At 34.4% G+C, this 19101-nt stretch carries 18 protein-coding genes; 5 read left to right on the top strand and 13 right to left on the bottom strand.

Annotated features, from left to right (window positions below; translation table 11 throughout):
• Nucleotides 1-33: 33 nt before the first annotated feature.
• The 5 genes from AC1W31_RS00750 to AC1W31_RS00730 form a co-directional block, all read right to left on the bottom strand.
• Nucleotides 34-1926, bottom strand: a complete 1893-nt coding sequence (locus tag AC1W31_RS00750; RefSeq protein ID WP_481732575.1) for an ABC-F family ATP-binding cassette domain-containing protein — start codon at nucleotides 1924-1926, stop codon at nucleotides 34-36.
• Between the two features lie 246 nt (nucleotides 1927-2172).
• Complete coding sequence (locus tag AC1W31_RS00745; RefSeq protein WP_481732478.1) at nucleotides 2173-2337, bottom strand: hypothetical protein; 165 nt, start codon at nucleotides 2335-2337, stop codon at nucleotides 2173-2175.
• A gap of 3 nt (nucleotides 2338-2340) precedes the next feature.
• Nucleotides 2341-2652, bottom strand: a complete 312-nt coding sequence (locus AC1W31_RS00740) for a hypothetical protein (RefSeq protein WP_481732477.1) — start codon at nucleotides 2650-2652, stop codon at nucleotides 2341-2343.
• A gap of 285 nt (nucleotides 2653-2937) precedes the next feature.
• Nucleotides 2938-5478, bottom strand: a complete 2541-nt coding sequence (locus AC1W31_RS00735; protein ID WP_481732476.1) for an ATP-dependent Clp protease ATP-binding subunit — start codon at nucleotides 5476-5478, stop codon at nucleotides 2938-2940.
• 58 nt (nucleotides 5479-5536) lie between these two features.
• Nucleotides 5537-6145 (bottom strand): WbqC family protein, encoded by a 609-nt coding sequence (locus AC1W31_RS00730; RefSeq protein WP_481732475.1) that lies wholly within the window; start codon nucleotides 6143-6145, stop codon nucleotides 5537-5539.
• Between the two features lie 95 nt (nucleotides 6146-6240).
• On the opposite strand from AC1W31_RS00730, the gene AC1W31_RS00725 reads away from it, so the two are divergent.
• Complete coding sequence (locus AC1W31_RS00725; protein ID WP_481732474.1) at nucleotides 6241-7131, top strand: lysophospholipid acyltransferase family protein; 891 nt, start codon at nucleotides 6241-6243, stop codon at nucleotides 7129-7131.
• Nucleotides 7132-7165: 34 nt separating this feature from the next.
• On the opposite strand, the gene AC1W31_RS00720 is transcribed toward AC1W31_RS00725, so the two are convergent.
• The 5 genes from AC1W31_RS00720 to mltG form a co-directional block, all read right to left on the bottom strand.
• Nucleotides 7166-7780, bottom strand: a complete 615-nt coding sequence (locus AC1W31_RS00720) for an L-threonylcarbamoyladenylate synthase (RefSeq protein WP_481732473.1) — start codon at nucleotides 7778-7780, stop codon at nucleotides 7166-7168.
• Between the two features lie 29 nt (nucleotides 7781-7809).
• Nucleotides 7810-8763 carry a glycosyltransferase family 2 protein gene (locus AC1W31_RS00715; protein WP_481732472.1) on the bottom strand — a complete coding sequence of 318 codons (954 nt, stop codon included), beginning with the start codon at nucleotides 8761-8763 and terminating at the stop codon, nucleotides 7810-7812.
• 168 nt (nucleotides 8764-8931) lie between these two features.
• Nucleotides 8932-9795 carry a YihY/virulence factor BrkB family protein gene (locus AC1W31_RS00710; RefSeq protein ID WP_481732471.1) on the bottom strand — a complete coding sequence of 288 codons (864 nt, stop codon included), beginning with the start codon at nucleotides 9793-9795 and terminating at the stop codon, nucleotides 8932-8934.
• 51 nt (nucleotides 9796-9846) lie between these two features.
• Nucleotides 9847-10257, bottom strand: coding sequence for an acyl-CoA thioesterase (locus AC1W31_RS00705; RefSeq protein WP_481732470.1), 411 nt, complete (start codon nucleotides 10255-10257; stop codon nucleotides 9847-9849).
• A gap of 138 nt (nucleotides 10258-10395) precedes the next feature.
• Complete coding sequence (gene mltG, locus AC1W31_RS00700; RefSeq protein ID WP_481732469.1) at nucleotides 10396-11436, bottom strand: endolytic transglycosylase MltG; 1041 nt, start codon at nucleotides 11434-11436, stop codon at nucleotides 10396-10398.
• A gap of 293 nt (nucleotides 11437-11729) precedes the next feature.
• On the opposite strand from mltG, the gene AC1W31_RS00695 reads away from it, so the two are divergent.
• The 3 genes from AC1W31_RS00695 to AC1W31_RS00685 all read left to right on the top strand — a co-directional run bounded on the left by AC1W31_RS00695 (nucleotide 11730) and on the right by AC1W31_RS00685 (nucleotide 13878).
• The gene (locus tag AC1W31_RS00695) at nucleotides 11730-12338 is read left to right on the top strand and encodes a septal ring lytic transglycosylase RlpA family protein (RefSeq protein WP_481732468.1); all 609 of its coding nucleotides are present in this window, start codon (nucleotides 11730-11732) and stop codon (nucleotides 12336-12338) included.
• Between the two features lie 185 nt (nucleotides 12339-12523).
• Nucleotides 12524-13423, top strand: a complete 900-nt coding sequence (locus AC1W31_RS00690; RefSeq protein WP_481732467.1) for a DUF58 domain-containing protein — start codon at nucleotides 12524-12526, stop codon at nucleotides 13421-13423.
• An 80-nt stretch (nucleotides 13424-13503) separates the two neighbouring features.
• The gene (locus AC1W31_RS00685; protein WP_481732466.1) at nucleotides 13504-13878 is read left to right on the top strand and encodes a four helix bundle protein; all 375 of its coding nucleotides are present in this window, start codon (nucleotides 13504-13506) and stop codon (nucleotides 13876-13878) included.
• 28 nt (nucleotides 13879-13906) lie between these two features.
• Here AC1W31_RS00685 and AC1W31_RS00680 read toward each other — a convergent pair whose 3' ends face one another.
• Together AC1W31_RS00680 and AC1W31_RS00675 are read right to left on the bottom strand one after the other, a co-directional pair.
• Nucleotides 13907-15271 (bottom strand): redoxin domain-containing protein, encoded by a 1365-nt coding sequence (locus tag AC1W31_RS00680; protein ID WP_481732465.1) that lies wholly within the window; start codon nucleotides 15269-15271, stop codon nucleotides 13907-13909.
• 76 nt (nucleotides 15272-15347) lie between these two features.
• On the bottom strand, nucleotides 15348-16814 hold the full coding sequence (locus tag AC1W31_RS00675; RefSeq protein ID WP_481732464.1) for a DUF4369 domain-containing protein: 1467 nt from the start codon (nucleotides 16812-16814) through the stop codon (nucleotides 15348-15350).
• Nucleotides 16815-16897: 83 nt separating this feature from the next.
• Here AC1W31_RS00675 and AC1W31_RS00670 point away from each other — a divergent pair, with 83 nt between their 5' ends.
• Nucleotides 16898-17737 carry a YdcF family protein gene (locus tag AC1W31_RS00670; RefSeq protein ID WP_481732463.1) on the top strand — a complete coding sequence of 280 codons (840 nt, stop codon included), beginning with the start codon at nucleotides 16898-16900 and terminating at the stop codon, nucleotides 17735-17737.
• Nucleotides 17738-17840: 103 nt separating this feature from the next.
• Here AC1W31_RS00670 and pfkA read toward each other — a convergent pair whose 3' ends face one another.
• Entirely contained in the window at nucleotides 17841-18815 is a 975-nt protein-coding gene (gene pfkA / locus AC1W31_RS00665; protein ID WP_481732462.1) for a 6-phosphofructokinase, read from the bottom strand.
• Nucleotides 18816-19101 lie beyond the last annotated feature (286 nt).

Genomic DNA, 19101 nt, shown 5'->3' with positions numbered 1-19101 from the left:
TTATCCGTGGTCTAATAATTCAGTATGTTTATTTTAAACCAAACTTCCCTCCAACTCTTCAATTTCCATCATTACTTGTTCCCATTCATCATTCACTTCTTCAAGTTGATTGAGAATTTTTTGGTAGGCTTCGTTTTCTCGTTTTAACGCAACGGAATCATTAAAAATTGTAGGATCTGCTAATGTATTCTCTTTGGCAAGTTTTTCAGCATCCAATTTTGCAATAATTGCTTCAGTATCAGTCACTTTTTGATTTAACCTTTTCAAGTTTTTCTGAATTTCTTTCTTGGCAGAATCATTAATTACTGGCTTTTTTTCAACTATTTTTTCAGTCGCCTTCTTTTGATTTTTTTCAACGATAACTTCTCCATTCAAAATGCGTTGTTCTTGCCAAGTTTCGTATTCATCATACGTTCCTGGATAAACTTTTATTTCTTCATTTTCGATGTACCAAATTTTATTGGCTATTTCAGAAACAAAAAATCTATCGTGAGAAACAACCACAAATGTACCTTCATATTGCTGCAATGCCTGAATCAAAATATTCACCGACATCATGTCCAAGTGATTGGTAGGCTCATCGAGTAATAAAAAATTAGCTTCCGAAATCAAAACTTTTGCCAAAGCAACCCTTGATTTTTCACCTCCCGAAAGCACCTTGATTTTCTTAAAAGCATCATCACCCGAGAATAAAAAGCATCCTAAAATACTCCGTAATTCAGTTTCTAATTTTCCCGTTCCTGTCATTTTCAATTCGTCAAGTAGGGTATTATTTACGTCCAAACTTTCTAATTGATGCTGGGCGTAAAATGAGTCAATCACATTATGTCCCAATACTCTTTCACCATCAATGGGTTCTGAGCCGTCAATAATTCTCAAAAGCGTTGATTTTCCCTTTCCATTGGCACCAATCAAGGCTATTTTATCGCCTCTTTCAATCATTCCAGCCGTATTTGTCAATATTTTCTTTGAACCATACGCTTTCGTAATTTTATCCAAAGTCATGATAAAACGTCCAGGTTGTGTTCCAAAATTGAACTTGAAATTTACCTTTGCATTATCATCCGCCACGGCATCAACTTTATCCAAACGCTCCAAGGCTTTTACACGAGATTGTACTTGACGGGCCTTAGTTGCTTTCGCTTTAAACCTTGAAATAAATAACTCAGTTTGTTTAATTGCTTGTTGCTGATTTTCGTAAGCTCCCTTTTGAATTTCATTTCTGAGGGCTTTTTCCTCTACAAAAAACTCGTAATTACCAGCATAAGAAATCAATTTTGAGCCAGTTACTTCCACAATCGTATTAACGGTATTATCCAAGAAAAATCTATCGTGAGAAACTACAATAATTGCGCCGTCATACGTATTAATATAATTTTCTACCCATTCAATGGAAGGTAAATCCAAGTGATTGGTAGGTTCATCGAGCATCAATAAAGATGGTTTTTGGAGCAATAATTTCGCCAACATTACTCGCATTCTCCAACCGCCAGAAAATGTATGAAGTGGCTGTTGTAGCTCTTCGGTAGTGAAGCCCAAGCCTTCTAAAATAGTTTCAGCTTCCGACTGAATAGTATAACCTCCCAAGTTTTCAAATTCATCCTGAAAACGTCCTAATTTGTCAATATCAGAATCTTCATAGTTGGTTTCCATTTTATGAAGAACCTTATCAATTTCACCTTGAAGGAAGTTTTGCCGCTCGAAAGCCTGCATAGCAACTGTCAAAATTGATTCTTCACTTTGATAAGAAAGTAGGTCCTGATTTAAGAATCCAATTGAACAATCACCTGATTTTGAGATAGTTCCACCATCGGGCAGATACTCGCCATCAATGATACGAAGAAGCGTGGATTTGCCAGTACCATTTGCCCCCACAAGACCGATTTTGTCTTTGGGCTTAATGTGTAAATTCGCCCCATCATACATGGGACGTGAACCGAAATAAAACGAAAGATTATTGATTGATAACATAATACAAAGGTACGGAAAGAGTTTTGCAGTATGTAATTGTTACAGAAAAATTAGAATTATTTGAAGAAAAATCTACGTATAATACAATTTCAGTTTAGATAAATACAGATACTTAACGCAGGCTTTTCCACTGAATATCAGATACATAGATATTTATTTTAGAGAGGATACTTTTATGAACTACATAAAAAAAGGCAAAAACTAATTTTTGCCTTTTTCAATGGGATATTCCGTGCTCAATTTTGCTACTTTTTCGAGGATTTCTTTGGATTCTAAACGAATCGGGAAAAAGTAATGATCTTGATTATCGTAAAATGCAGTAAAATAATATTCGTCTTTTACTGATAAAAAAGTTATATCGTACATCCTTTAGTACTTTTCTTTTTCAGAAAGAACATCTTCAAAAATTGTAATCCCACTACCATCTAAAACTTTTATAATGATTTTTTGCTTGAATTTATTATCAACATATAAATTAAATTTTAAAGCACTCACTTCTTGGAATAATCTTATTTCAACTTTCTTCTTATATTTTATTTGCGATGGATTTTCGATTGACAATGCATCTTCCAATATAACCATTTTGGGAAGGCAGGCTTTTTCCATTGAATCTAATACTGGAAAGTTATTATCAATCATGCGTCCCGTAACCGATAATTTTTGAGCTTTCGTTTGAAGCACTTTCAAAAAAACTAATTCTAATCCAAAATAAATAATTTTTATTAATTATATATTTTTTCATTATAGTGGAAATATCAAATTTGGTTTTCTAAAATTTATCCTAATTTAGAAAAAAAATATTGTAATAAGAAGTTAATGAATGTAAACATCTTAAAATAGGTGAAAGTAGAATATTTATTAACAAGTGATAAAATTGTATAGCGATTAATAAAAGAAAATTTTTATTGATAGTCATAAAAAAACGAAAGGGGCTTATTGCCCCTTTCGTTTTTTTATGACTATCAATTATTCCGTTACTGCGGTTGTAACAATTCTTGACATTGTTAACTCTTCGCCTTCGCCAGAATAATCTGCCAAGATAATGTCACCTGCGGCAAGATCTCCTTTCAAGATTTCTTCTGCTACTGGGTCTTCCAAATATTTCTGAATGGCACGATTCAATGGTCTTGCACCGTATTGAGAATCATACCCTTTTTCAGCAATAAAGTCTTTGGCTTTTTCCGTTAATTCAACGCTGTATCCCAAAGCACTAATTCTCGTGAAAAGTTTGTTCAACATCAAATCAATGATTTTGTGTAAATGTTCTCTTTCCAAAGAATTAAACACAATTACATCATCCAAACGGTTTAAAAATTCTGGAGAAAATGCTTTTTTCAAGGCACTCTGAATTGTTGATTTTATGGCTTCCTCGACATTATCAACTTTTGATTTTGAAGAGAATCCAATGCCTAATCCAAAATCTTTCAAATCTCTTGCTCCGATATTTGAAGTCATGATGATTATCGTATTTCTGAAATCGACTCTGCGACCCATTCCATCCGTTAAAATACCATCATCCAACACTTGAAGGAGTATATTGAAAACATCTGGGTGAGCTTTTTCAATTTCATCCAACAATACAACGGCATAAGGTTTACGACGAATTTTTTCCGTCAATTGTCCACCTTCTTCATAACCCACGTATCCTGGAGGCGCTCCAATCAAACGAGAAACACTGAATTTCTCCATGTATTCACTCATATCAATTCTCACTAAAGCGTCATCTTTATCGAAAAGGTACGTCGCTAAAACTTTCGCCAATTCCGTTTTACCAACACCCGTAGGTCCTAAGAAAATAAAAGAACCGATTGGTTTTTTAGGGTCTTTTAAACCCACACGTGTCCGTTGAATTGCTTTAACAAGTTTGGCAATTGGCACATCTTGACCAACTACTTTTCCTTGCAATTCTTCGTTCATATTCAATAATTTTTGTCCTTCGGTTGCCGCAACACGACTTACAGGAATACCCGTCATTTGGGCAATTACTTCAGCAACACTTTCTTCAGTAACAGTATAACGACGACGTTTAGTATCTTCTTCCCACTCACGTTTTGCACGGTCTAATTGGTCTAAAAGACGTTTTTCACGATCACGGAGTTGCGCTGCTTCTTCGTATTTCTGCGATTTTACAACGGCATTTTTCTCTTTCTTGATATTTTCAATTGCTTCCTCCAAACGAACGATATCTTCTGGTACCGAAATATTCATGATGTGAACTCTGGCACCAACTTCATCCATTACGTCAATAGCCTTATCTGGCAAGAATCTATCAGAAATATATCTTTCTGACATCTTTACAGATTGCTCAATGGCTTCAGGTGTGTAAGTAACGTGGTGATGATCTTCGTATTTATCTTTGATATTATTCAAGATTTCAATCGTTTCTTCAATCGAAGTGGCATCCACCATAACGGTTTGGAAACGACGAGCCAACGCACCATCTTTCTCAATATACTGACGGTATTCATCCAAAGTTGTTGCTCCGATAACTTGAATATCACCTCGAGCTAAAGCTGGCTTGAACATATTTGAAGCATCCAACGAACCCGAAGCACCACCCGCTCCTACAATTGTATGAAGTTCATCAATGAAAAGAATTACATCGGGTGTTTTCTCCAATTCGTTCATTACCGCCTTCATGCGCTCTTCAAACTGGCCACGATATTTTGTTCCCGCTACTAATGAAGCCAAGTCGAGCGTTACAACACGCTTGCCAAACAACACTCGTGATACTTTTTTCTGAACAATTCTGAGGGCTAATCCTTCGGCAATAGCAGTTTTACCAACACCAGGTTCTCCAATAAGGATTGGGTTATTTTTCTTTCTACGAGAAAGAATTTGGGCTACCCGCTCAATTTCTTTCTCACGTCCAACGATTGGGTCAAGTTTTCCCGATTCAGCAACCTTAGTTAAATCTCTACCAAAATTGTCTAAAACCGGTGTTTTTGACTTTTCTGCGTTTTTATTTGCGCCAGATGCTCCTCCACCAGCGTTTCCTCCGCCAGCGAACATTCTTGCATCATCGTTATCATCAGTGTCTGATGGTCCCGATTTAATATTCGGATTCGATTGATATTCTACCATGTCTTTAATGAGTTCATAATGAATTTGGAACTTTTCGAGGATTTGCTTGGCCAAATTATCCTCATCTCTGAGGATTGCCATCAACAAATGTTCCGTTCCGACCAGGTTAGTTTTAAAAATTCTTGCTTCTAAATAAGTGACTCTCAACACTTTCTCGCACTGTCGTGAAAGCGGAATATCTTGCTTATTTTTGATGGTATATGACGACCGAACCGTACTTCGAGTTGCTTGTTCAATGGTTACTCGCAAATCGTCAAGCGTTGTTCCGCACTTTATAATAAGGTCCAGGGCAATGCCTTCGCCTTCTCTTATCATACCCAAAATGAGGTGTTCTGTCCCGATGTAATCATGCCCAAGCCTGATTGCCTCTTCACGGGCGAGTGAAATAACCTCTTTTACTCTATTTGAAAATTTTGCCTCCATGTAAGAGTTTTTGAGTTGATGTTTTTTTTAATATTAACGGTATTTTAATCCGATTTGTTCATTTTGTAAAAGACTCTTTCAAAACCGATAATGACTGATTTCCTTGACAAAATAATAGATCAAGAATAGACAAATTAGGCACAAATTCATTGCCAAAGTTTTGCCGATATGAGAAAGGTTGATAGAGATTATTCAATTCATAATTTCTTTTTGGATGAATCAGCCCTCTATAATCAGTTTCAACGTTTTTTTGATAATTTTCAGTAAATATAACTTTTTTTTCGAGACGAAGAAGTTTCAGACAAATTGTCAGGATTTCAAAATTAAAATCAAACAAAAAGTCAGGTTTCTTGTCTAAAATTATTTTAAAATATTCTGAATAAAATTCAAAAAAAGGTGATTTACCATAAGCAGAATGAATTGCTCCCCAATGTCTTCGATTCCAATCTTGCGAATAATCTATTTTTAAATCTCTAATTAAAACTTTTTTATTCCCATTTTGCACCGGAACGGTTAAAGTATCTATTTTATTTGTTGTCTGAATTATGCAACGATTTCGGTAACTTTGTTTCTCGAAATATTCGTGCGCTTCAATAATTATTGCTTCGTTTTTGAGCAAAGTACAAAAATATTCGAGACTGGGAAAATACTGTAAATCAATAGTCATTTTAGTTTTTTAGTATATGAGTCTAAAAGTTTATGAGTTTACAAGTATCATTTAACTCATAAATTACTAACCTCATAAACCTTCAACTTTATAATATGCTTTTCTTTAAATACTTTTCAAAGTTACCCTTTTTTGTGCTTTATGGCATCTCTGATTTTGCTTATTTTATAATTTATCGGGTCGTAGGATACCGTAAGAAAGTAGTTTTTGAGAATCTACGGAACTCTTTTCCCACTAAAACGGAGGAGGAAATAAATCAAATTGCCAGAGATTTTTATAAACACATTGCTGACCTTTTCATTGAATTCTTGAAGGGATATTCAATCTCGAAAGAAGAAATAAGCGAACGAGTGAAAATCTTAAATCTTGACGTTATTAAAAATTATACTGATAAAAATCAGTCGATAGTTATCGTGACGGGGCATATCAGTAATTGGGAGTGGCTACTTCACCCTTTGAACTTGACGGGCATTCCAATGGATATTGTCTACCAAAAGCTCAGTAGTCCACTTTTTGATAAATTAACTTTATTTATCAGAAGTAGATTCTCTATTTCTCCCTTGATTGAAAAAAATGACACTTTACGTAAAACAGTAGATAGAAAAGACATTACTCGTGCCTTAGTGTTGGGGTCTGATCAATCTCCACAAAACTGGAAATCTGCTTATTGGACAAGGTTTTTAAACCAAGATTCAGGCTTTTTTACAGGTACTGAACGCATTGCCCGAAAGTATGATTATCCCGTAATTTTTTCAGAAATGAGAAGAATAAAAAGAGGATATTATGAAGTAGAATTCACTGAAATTGCCCGTCCATACGAATTTGATCAATTGCTAATGGGTGAAATTACGGAACGATTTGTGATAATTTTAGATCAGTCAATTAACAAACATCCTGCTGATTATTTATGGTCGCACAGACGATGGAAACACAAGCGAAATGAAAATGACATTGTGAAAACCAATTTTAAAGAGTTGAAATCATAATTCGTTTTTGGATGAAAAATTATCGGCTAAAAAATTATTCCAAATACCCTACTCCTTGTCGAATAATTTCAAAATCATCCGTTGTGGCATCCACAATGGTTGAGGGAATATTATTACCGTATCCTCCATCAATCACGATGTCAACCAAATTCTGAAATTTTTCAAAAATCAATTCAGGGTCAGTTGGATATTCGAGAATATCGTCATCATCGTGCAATGAAGTCGTAATGATGGGATTACCCAATTCTTCTACGATTATTCTTGGAATAATATTATCAGGGATACGAATTCCGACCGTTTTTTTACTCTGAGATAACACTTTAGGTACTTTATTATTCCCTTCTAAAATAAACGTAAAAGCCCCTGGTAAGTGTTTTTTCATTAATTTGAAAGCGGCAGTTGAAACTTTAGCATAGTCAGAAATGTTACTCAAATCGTTACAAATAAATGAAAAATTGTTTTTGTTAGGTTTAATGCCTTTTATTTGACAGATTCGTTCAACCGCTCGTGCATTATGTATGTCGCAACCCATTCCATAAACGGTGTCGGTAGGATAAATAATAACTCCTCCACTTCGTAAAACTGAAACAATGTGTTCAATTTTACGCATATCTGTCCCTTTTTCGTATAATTTTATAAACTCGGCCATGTTTTATATAGGTTTGGGTGTTCAAGGATTTACTTAAATCTTATGTAAGCTCTAAATGTAATGTATTTTAGATAAATCATATTCAGAGGCAATTTAATGGTATTCAAGAACCGAAAAAATCTGGTTTGTAAATTGTGACCTTGTAGTTGATTCAACATGGAAATAACTACTTCGCCCGACTCGAAATTTTGGGTATAAACGCATTTCCTCAACACCACTTTCAGTCTATGAATTAACGCTTGATTTTCGGATTGAGTTTCATTTAATGACAGTGCCTTTTGACAAACTTTGACCGTAGAAGGGATTAAGTTATTTTTTTTCAAGGAAAAAGAAGAAGAATGCGACCCCGCAATAACTCGTTGTTGCACTAAAATTTTGGGTACATGAGCGTACTCGCATATACGGGCTGAACGTATCCAAAAATCAAAATCTTCGTAGGCCAAAGTTTCATCGTAGCCACCCAAATTATCTAATATCGACTTCCGAATCATCATCGAAGCGGGTAATATAAATGAGGTTTTGAGCAACAATTCATACATCTTGCCCGTATTTTCTGCATTATTTTTTTGATAAAAATTTCCTAACCAATTTGAGTTTTCATCAATATATTCAGCATCAGATGTAACTACGCCAATTTTATCAGATTCTTCAAATATTTCTACTTGTTCTTTAATTCTATTGGGCTTCAAAATATCATCGGTTGATAAATCAATGATGTATTTTCCCTTCGCTATTTTCAAACCTTGATTAAAAGCACGACAATTTCCGACATTTTTTTTGTTAAAAATATATTGAACAGAAAGGTTTTTTTTGTGGAAATTCAAAATTTTTTCTCGGCTATTATCCTGACTAAAATCATCTACAATTATGAGTTCAACATTACTATACGTTTGGTTTACAACTGATTGTAAACAGTTCTCCACAAACTTCTGGTGATTATAACATAGAGCAATTACAGAAACAAGCGGAGAATTTTGTAACATGATAAATTAATTTACAGAAATTTTAATACTTGGCACGAAATTGGCCATAAATCATATATAAGAAAATGAAAGACATCTTAGTCTTCATTGATTTTTATGGGTTAGGGTTATTGGAAAGCCACACTTTTATGAAGTGTGGCTTTTTTTGCGCTCAAAAACGTGAATTCTTCAACCATTAGAAGCTTCTTTACTTTCCTCAATACTGGCATTAATATCAAAACCCAGAATTAAAATGAGTGCAATTAAGTAGAACCAAACCATTAAAGCAATTAACGTTCCGATGGCTCCGTACAAGCGGTTATAAGACGCAAAATTTGATAGATAATATGAAAATAAATTGGTAATAATAATGGTAAGAATTGAAGCCGTGATGGAGCCTGAATTGAAAAATTTCCACCGTTTTGGTATGGCTGGCGCAATGTAATAAATGACGGAAATAGTGACAAAAAAAACTGAAAATACCACAAAATAGGAAATAATTTGAAAAATGTAAAAGTTAAAATCACGGTTTAAAACCCCTTCATCAAATAGAAAATCGACAGCAAAACGGCCAACGATTAATACAATTATCGAAATCATCAAAACAATAGTCAACATAAAATTCAACATTACCGCTATCAAACGAGACTTGACAAACCCTCTTTTTTCGGCCGTTTCGTTGGTCATATTGAACGCTGTCATTAAAGCCATCATGCCACTTGTGGAAGCGTAAAGGGCGAATATGAATCCAAATGACAATATACTTCCCCGTGGTTTACTCACAATTTCGGTTATCGTAACTTTTGCTTCTTCAAAAATTCCAACGGGCATTACCTCCGATAATAAATTTAAAATTTGTAAATCAAGGTGTTCAACGGGAATGTATGGGATGACAGAAAACAAGAAAATGATGGTTGGAAAAATGGCTAATGTAAAATTATAAGCCACCGCCGCCGCCCGAACGTCGATATCAAATTTCAGAAGTTTACTTTTTAGAATCATCAAAACTTGATAAAAAGTCGCAGTCGTATTATGCAAGTGGCGTTTTTGCATAAAAATTTTGGTAATTCTGTAAAGCCTTGTATTTCTTAATTTGATTTGCATTTATTTCTCAAAGTATGGATATAATTTCGCTAATAAATCCTTTGGGGCGGTGGTTAAACGATTGTTTTCCATTTTAACAAAAACTAAGGTTGTTTCACCAATATGAACCACCTTTTCTAAACTATTCAAAATCTCATAGTGAAAAATTACTCTCGCCGCAGGAAGCACATTTATCGTAGTTTTTATGGTTAATAATTCATCGTATAAAGCAGGGGCAATGAAGCGAGATTTGTTTTCGTATACGGGCATCATTATCCCAGAATCTTCCATTTCTTTGTAGCTAAATCCCAAACTTCGCAAAGCCTCTACCCTTCCGATTTCATATAAACGGGCATAATTTCCGTAATAAACATAGCCCATTTGGTCTGTATCGGCATATCTTACTCGGTACGTGGTTCTGTGAATGTACATGAATTGAATGGATAATTTTAATTGACAATGGATAATTGAGAATTGACAATTATTAATGAACAATTAATAATGCATAATATATGGCGTTGAACATTTTCTATTAAGCTAATTACACATTATCCATTGTCAATTAAAAACCTACTTCATTATATTTCTTTTATTCAAAGCATCTTGATAAATCCTTGCATTGTTTAAATGATCGGCAAAAGTAACGGCAAAATTATGATACCCCGAAAAGTCTTCTTTGGCACAAAAATAAAGGTAATCGTGTTTTTCGTAATTCAATACAGCATCAATCGAGGCTAAATCGGGTAAGTTGATTGGGCCAGGTGGTAAACCCGTAAATTTATAGGTATTGTAAGGAGAATTTATTTGAAGAAGTGCTTTTGTCACTCTCTTGATCGTGAAATCTTGATGCGCAAAAACTACGGTTGGGTCAGCACCCAAAGGCATATGGTCACGCAAACGATTCATATACACGCCCGCAACCCGTGGTTTTTCGTCGGCTTTTTTAGTTTCTGCCTCCACAATTGAAGCCATAATTTGTGCTTTGATTGGGTCTAAACCAATTTCATGAGCTTTTCGTTTACGTTCTTCGGTCCAAAATTTATCGTACCATGTTTTCATGGTTGATAATAATTCATCGGGTGTATCAGTCCAGAAAACTTCGTAGGTATTCGGCAAAAACATACACATAAAAGTCTCGTTGGTAAATCCGTATTTTTTGGCAGTTACAGTATCCGTCAAAACTTTTTCTAAAGCCGTTGAATCAAAAGAAAATTTATTGCCAATTTTATGAATTAAGTCGCTTTTAAGGCGTATATTATTGAAAGTCAACTTAATAGGATCTTGATCACCTGAACGCAACTTTTTTATCAATTCATAATTGCCCATATTCGCTTTTATGACATAACGCCCTTCTTTCACATTGTCTTTATACTTCAACAATTTTGCTAAAAACTTAAACGAAAGTTCGTCTTTTACAATTTTATTAACTTTCAAGGAATCCCAAACCGTTTCAAAGTTTGCGCCTTTGGGAATCAATAGTGAAAACCCTTTCTTTTCATCCACTTGATAATTTGGCGTTTTGGTAATTTGCCAAATATAGTACGAAAACATCGTTGTGAATAGCATAAAAGCGATGAAAACGTAACGAATTAATTTATTATTTTTTTGCATTTTGTTTATTTTATGAGGTTGTTAAGCAGCTTAGTGTTTTGTAGCTTATGTTTTATCAAAGTAGTAATTCATACAAAAATACAATCGAAAAATGGATTTTGCTCTATTCTGTAATTTGTAAAATAATAAGCAGGCTCGCTAAGATTTATTTACAATCTTAAAATTAAAAATTGGGCTTACTTATTGAACTTAACGAATAAAAGTTTTTATTTAGCCTTGAAAATTGGTAATTTTACAAACCACTATGGGAGATATTGTGAGAAACGACAAAACAATAATTCCAATTTAAATTTATGATTAAGCAACTTCTGGGAATTATTTTCACCTTAGCGGTTGTATCCACAACTTCAAAAGCGCAAAAATTAGGTGACGAATCCTACGGAATTGGCTCATTTTACGCAGACTACTTTTACGACCGACCAACTTCAACGGGCGAACTTCTCCAAAAAAACCAATACACAGCTGCCCACATGACTTTACCATTCGGAACGATGGTAGAGGTTACTAATTTGGTCAATAAACGATTTGTGATTGTGCGGGTAAATGACCGTGGGCCTTACAAACCTGGCAGAATTATCGACCTTACCGAAAATCCAGCCAAGTGGTTAAGAATCAAAAATGTAGGATTAACAAAAGTGAAATTAAAAGTCGTTGGCTTTGATGGCGATATTATGCTTGAGCCTTTTGATTCATTAAGTTTAACTTCAGCGCCAAAATTTGTTCCTCAGTTTTATCAAAAAACAAAATTAAAATATAAACGATATTATCGACTAAAAAAGGATTGGAGAAAACGAAAATATCCTCAATTCAAATATCGGCGTTTGCGAGTGAGTTCGTATTTGAGAAAATTATCAAAACAGCGTAGAAAGGCATATTTAGAAAGTCGTCGAAAAAAGAAATAACTCGGCTTACCTTGGCTTTAGACCTTAAAAGGTACAAAACTCATCAACAAGACGAGTTTTGTACCTTTTTTTATGCCTAATCCAGACAACGTTATGGCATAATATTCGTACTTTCGTTTTGAAATAGTGTTAAAAATGAGGAATTAGGAAACTGCCTTCTGCCAACTTAAAACTGCCAACTGATAATGGATTTAGCTAAAATTAGAGAATATGGAAATGTAGAATTCCTTGCCAAACAAATGGTAGAGGGATTTATTACGGGTCTGCACAAATCACCTTTTCACGGTTTCTCAGTAGAATTTGCCGAACATCGCCTGTATAATACGGGTGAAAGTACCCGTCATATTGATTGGAAAGTTTTTGCAAAAACCGATAGACTCTACACCAAAAGATACGAAGAAGAAACCAATTTGAGATGTCATTTATTGATTGATACCTCTTCTTCTATGTATTATCCTGAGAAAACTAACGGCAAAATCACCTTCTCAACAATGGCGGCGGCCGCTTTGGCGTATATGCTTCAAAAGCAAAAAGATGCCATTAGTTTGACGACATTTTCATCTGAAATTGAAATTCAAACACCCGTAAAATCCACGCCTTCGCACATACACAAGATTTTTTTGGATTTGGAATCAATTTTACAAAAACCAGTTTCTAATAAAAAAACCGCCGTTGCTGAGGTCATTCATCAAATTGCGGAAAGTATTCATAAGCGTTCGTTGGTCGTAATTTTTAGTGATATGTTCGATAACATTAACGAATCTGATCGTTTGTTTTCATCACTTCAACATCTAAAACATAATCTTCATGAAGTTTTAATTTTTCATGTTACCGATAAAAAAACAGAATCAGATTTTGAATTTGAAGACCGACCTTACGAATTTATTGATTTGGAAACCAATGAACGGATAAAATTAAATCCTTCGCAAGTAAAAATGGATTATCGTAAGACTTTACTACAATTTTATCACGAATTAAAATTGCGTTGCGGACAGTATAAAATTGATTTTATTGAGGCTGATATTGCAGAAGGTTTCGAGCCAATTATGTCGGCATATTTAGTAAAACGTGGTAAAATGAAGTGATTTTTAGTTGGCAGTTTTTAGTTAGCAGTAGGCAGTTTTGCCGCAGTAATATTTTTTACAAACCACTAAATTAATGTGTAATGAATGATTTTAGGTCATTGTTAGCTTACCAGAAAGCGTTTATGTTGGCGATGGAAATTTTTAAAATTAGTAATAATTTTCCAAAAGAAGAAAAGTATTCATTAACCGACCAGATAAGACGTTCATCACGTTCGGTATGTGCTTGTATTGGTGAAGCGTATAGAAAAAGACGATATCAAGCTCATTTCATAAGCAAATTAACTGATTCTGACATGGAAAATACGGAAACGCAAGTTTGGTTAGATTTTTCATTATCCTGTAAATACATTGAAAGAACGAAATATGAGGAACTTATTGAAAAAAGCGAGGAGGTTGGCAAGCTAATTTATTTCATGATTAATAATCCAGAAAAATTTCTACCAAAATCAATATAACTTGAAATGCAATCTTGCCAACTGCCTACTACAAACTGCTTACTATTATTTCTCGCATTGTGTCAATGTTCATATTTCCTTTACCAATAATTTTTTTGTTTTTGTCCAAAATATAAATTGTTGGCGTAAATTGGGCATCAAATTCTTGATAGAGATTTATTTTCCCCGTTCTATCAATCACATTTACAAAAGATTCTGAGCCAATTTCTTTAATAAATGCCTTCCAAGTTTCTTCGTTATTACCAAAAATTGGCGCAAACACCTCAATTCCCTTTGCTTTATATTCTTGAATAAACTTTACCAATTGTGGCGTAAAACTTTTACAATGATTGCAATCAGCCGCATAAATGTACAGAATTGTAAATGCAGCGGATTTCATCTCATACAAGGCTCGTTCTTTTCCGTTTACATCCGTGGCTTTTAAATTGGGAATTGTACTGCCAATGAGCAAATTTTTCAGAAATTTATATCTTTCTTTCACTAATCTAACCGTCGTTGTATCCCACATTAAGGGGTCATTAATGTAATATTTATTGAGTAAATGAGCATAAACGGCATCTCTGCCCATCACTTTGCTCGTTTCAGCTTGATTCGCTAATTTACTCACCAAGTATTTTCTCATGGGCGAGGTTTTACGAGATTTACTCAAAAATTTGTCCATCAAAACAATCAAAGAATCATTGGGTAAAAAATCTAATTGGTCAAAATAATATTTGATGGGTTGGTATAAAAACGGCGTGTAAATGAGTCGCTCGTCGTTAAGGTCGATGTTATCAAAATAATGTTCGACAAAAAATTTATTGCCCCAAAGTGGGTCTTCTTCGCCATTGGCTAATTTTGGAGCGGGAGGAATATCCGAAGCTAAGGTAGATTTGATAATATTTGAAGCAAAAGTACCTTCAAATGCTTTAATAAATTTATTCTTATATTGAATTGATTCGTATTGCAAATTATACATTTGATTGACCGAGATTGAATCTGTTTTTTTTACCAATTCTGAAATTTTAAGAGCATCTTTCACACTTTTCTGTTGGTAACTATAAAACAAATCATTTTCCCGTGAACCAAAGAATTTCAAGGAATTAAAAATATCCTTTAGGTTGGCTTCAAAAGAAAAATTTTGTTCCGTTATCAACAAATCAAAACTTTGCCATCCACCAATCATTACGTTGTACATCCCACTTTTGAGCGGCTTTTTACCTTCAAAAACGATGGTTCCATCCGAACTTGCAACGGTTGAGTCTTGAATAAAATTTTGATTTTCGTAATAGTACGTTAAGTAGCAAGTGGAGTCCTTCAAGCCCCTAATTCTTCCATCAATTTTGAAGCCTTGTGCATAAATGATTGAAGGAAAAAGGCAAAAGATAAAACCAGTTAGTAGTTTTTTAGGCATTTTTATGGGTATTTTTCGATGTTCGATTTTCGATGTTTGATTTTCGGACAGCAACGAAAATCAAACATCGAAACTACTATTTTCCACTCTTAATTTTCTCTTTTTCACGAACGGTTTGCTTGCGGTGGAAATCAATAAAATCTTCAATTTGTTCCACTGGAAGGCGTTTTGCAATGATTTTTTTATCCTTGTCTAAAATATAAACTACGGGCGTTGCATAAACATCGAAATTATTTTTGAAATCGGTATAATATTCCTCTTTGCCCGTCTGGGTGTTTTTATGAATATCAATCCCATGAATCATTTCTTCAAGTTTAAATTCCTTGATAAATTTCTTCCATTTGGCTGGAGTTCTATCAATAGAAGCCGCAATTACTTTGACATTCTTCGATTTCAATCCTTGATACATTTTAGCCAATTTAGGGGCTGATTCACGGCAATGGCCACATTCTGGGTCATAAATAAATAAAACCGTATAATCTGCCTCAATTTTAGGAATCAAAATTTCTCTTCCCAAAGTATCCGTCAAATACATATCTGGCAACGTTTTTCCAACCAATAACGGTTTCAAAACGGCTACTCTTTCCTTCATTTTTCTAACGGTTGAAGTATCCCATAGGGCTGGTTCGCCGATATAATATTTCTCCGCAATGTGTACGAATGCACCGTCAGTTCCCAAAATTTTAGGATTCTCATAGGTACTCGCAATCTTATAAATCACATACCTTCGTACGTCACGACCTTTGGCACGAGCCAACACTAAATCCACCGCTTTTGAAATTGAATCCGATGCTTGAACGGTCAAATCATCAAAATATCTTTCAATTTTCTTTTGCAAAAATGGACTACGCATCAAACGGTCGTCGGACAAATCTACGTTATCCCAAAAATGGTCTTTGTAATAATTAAATTGATATTGATAAAAAGCGGTGGAGTCAGCCTTGGTTACTAATGGCTTACCGAATGATGGAATTTCTGGCTCTTGGGAGGCTTTTATGAGTTTATTCACAAACATTCCATCCGTGGCTTTCAGCCAATCTTTTTGAAAAACAGCGATGTCACTTTGAAGTCTTTTTATTTTTCCCGAAGCCAACATAGAATTACCCATCTTCTTCTCCATTTCCAAAACCCTCATTTCTTCAAATTTCGATGCCATATCCTGCTGAAATTTAAAAAATGTTTCGTTTTCTTTTGAACCCGTCACTTTCATTTTTGTAATCAGATTGGTCGTATCTGTTTCAAAAGAAAATTCTTGGTTTCCAATAATCATATCCATGTATTTACTTTTCGGCAACGACACCAGATACAGCCCTTCTGGAAGCGTTTTATCTCCCACAAAATGAAAATTTCCTTGCGCATCTACTTTGGCCGTATCTTTTATAACTTGCTGATTATAACCAAAATAGTGGGCTAAAAAGACCGTAGTATCTTTAATGCCACGCACTTTCCCATGAATCGAGAAACCTTCTTTTTTCTGGGCAAAAAGATTAATTGAAGAAATTAGTAGTAGTAAAATGGGTAAAAATTTAATTGGTAGTTTCATGATTTTATTGAAAATTTCAAAATTTGACTTATGACAATCCTTAAACGAATTTGTCATACTTTTGTGTATTATTTAAGCTAAATATGTGGCAATTTACGCTACTTATCTCATATCTGAAAATTCGGGTTAATCCTTTCGCCATGTTTTATTTCCTCTCCAAAATTCTTTTCTATATTTTCATGCCTTTATCCTTAATCTTGATCGGTTTATTGGTCGCTATTTTTAGTAAAAACACCCGAACAAAAAAACTGAGTCTAAGAATTTCTTTGGGGTTAATATTTCTATTCGGTAATGGCTTTTTAATCAATGAAGCCTTTCTTTGGTGGGAAACCCCTCCTATTTCACCCGATGCCATTTCTCAGCCTTACGATGTAGGTATTATTCTCACAGGAGGAATGATAACGAATAAGCAATTATCTGAAAATCAAATATTTACCGACAAAACAGCCGATAGATTTATTCAACCATTAAGGCTCTATAAAATGGGAAAATTAAAGAAAATACTAATTTCTGGTGGAAGTTCTGACTTAAAAATTATGCGACAAGATGTTACGGATGAAACTATGAAAGTAGCTCAATTATTGGAAGAATTAGGTGTAAAAAAAGAGGATATAATTTTGGAACGAAACGCAAAAAATACCCGAGAAAATGCGATGAATTCAGTGGAAATTTTAAAGAAAAATCCACAATTTGGGACTAAATATTTACTTTTTACCTCCGCATTTCATACCAGACGAGCGATGGGTTGTTTTCTAAAAATGGGTGTAAAAATTAATGCATTTCCAACGGCTTTCAAATCGAAAGCAAGAAGTTTTACCATTGATAATTTATTGATTCCCAGAGAGTTAAATCTATTTGAAGCCTACGACCTTATACATGAATTGACTGGATACGTAGTTTACAAAATTTTAGGTTATTGTTAAAATCAGCGAACGAAAAATAAAAAAGGAGGGAAAAGAAACAAAAAATAGCAATTTGTTCTGTTTTTCCATTTCTTCTTTCCTCCTTTTTGCTTTTTTCTCTTGCTTATTTACTCAAAATTCCTGAAAGTCTCAATAAATCAGGATTGATTTCCTTTTTCTTCGTGATAGTATCGTGGAAAGCAGTATAGACCAATTGGTCGTTTACAATACCCGCCATTTCATTTTTATGACCTGCTAAAAGTCCTTCCAATGCTCCTAAGCCCAATCTGCTGGCCAAAATTCTATCAAATGCACTCGGACTTCCTCCTCTTTGAATATGGCCTAAATTAGTCACCCTGATATCCACAGGAACATCTATGGTATTTTTAATTTTCTCGGCAATAGTTGCGGCGTGTCCTTCTTCGTCTCCTTCGGCAACAACCACAATTGATGAAGATTTTTTCCTGGCAAAACCCGCTTTTAAAGTTGCTACGATATCGTCAACTGTTTGTCTTTCTTCTGGAATCAAAATTGATTCTGCACCTCCCGAAATCCCTGATTGAACCGCAATATACCCAGAATCACGCCCCATCACTTCAATAAAAAATATTCTATCGTGTGAGTCAGCGGTATCTCTAATTTTATCAATGGCATCCAAAGCGGTATTTACAGCGGTATCATAACCAATCGTATAATCCGTTCCAAAAAGGTCATTATCAATAGTTCCTGGTGCTCCAACGGTTGGAATCTGAAACTCATTGAAAAATATCTCCGCACCCGTAAATGTACCATTTCCCCCGATAGCCACTAAACCCTCAATGCCATGAGATTTAAGTTGATCATATCCTTTTTTACGACCTTCGGGAGTCATAAACTCTTTGCTTCGTGCCGACTTCAAAATGGTTCCGCCTCTTTGAATAATATTACTTACTGATTGTGAATTAAGCGGAATAATATCGCCTTTAATCAATCCATTGTAGCCTCTAATAATGCCAAAAATTTCGACTCCGTGATGAAGTCCACCCCTGACAACGGCTCTAATACAAGCATTCATTCCTGGGGCGTCTCCACCTGATGTTAATACTGCAATTCTTTTCATACGATTTAAAGCCTCCGTTCTAACTGGTCAACATTGTATTGGGAGGAATATTTAAAATATTGTTTATACCAAATTTAATACACTAATTAAGCTATTTTATGGAATTTTATGCTTGTTTTTGGTAGATTTACCAATTTTATTTTGGTATAAATACTTTACTAATTCTTCAAATAGTCATTTGCAAATTTATTATTTATAAATGACGTTTCTAATAATTATTAAAAAAAAATGGCATTAAATTATTTCAGTTGTCGATTATATAAGTATTTCAACAAAAAATTGAATT

This window comes from Arcicella sp. (genome assembly GCF_964672035.1).
Note: the sequence above shows the minus strand (reverse complement) of the source record. Positions and strands in the feature narration are given on the sequence as shown.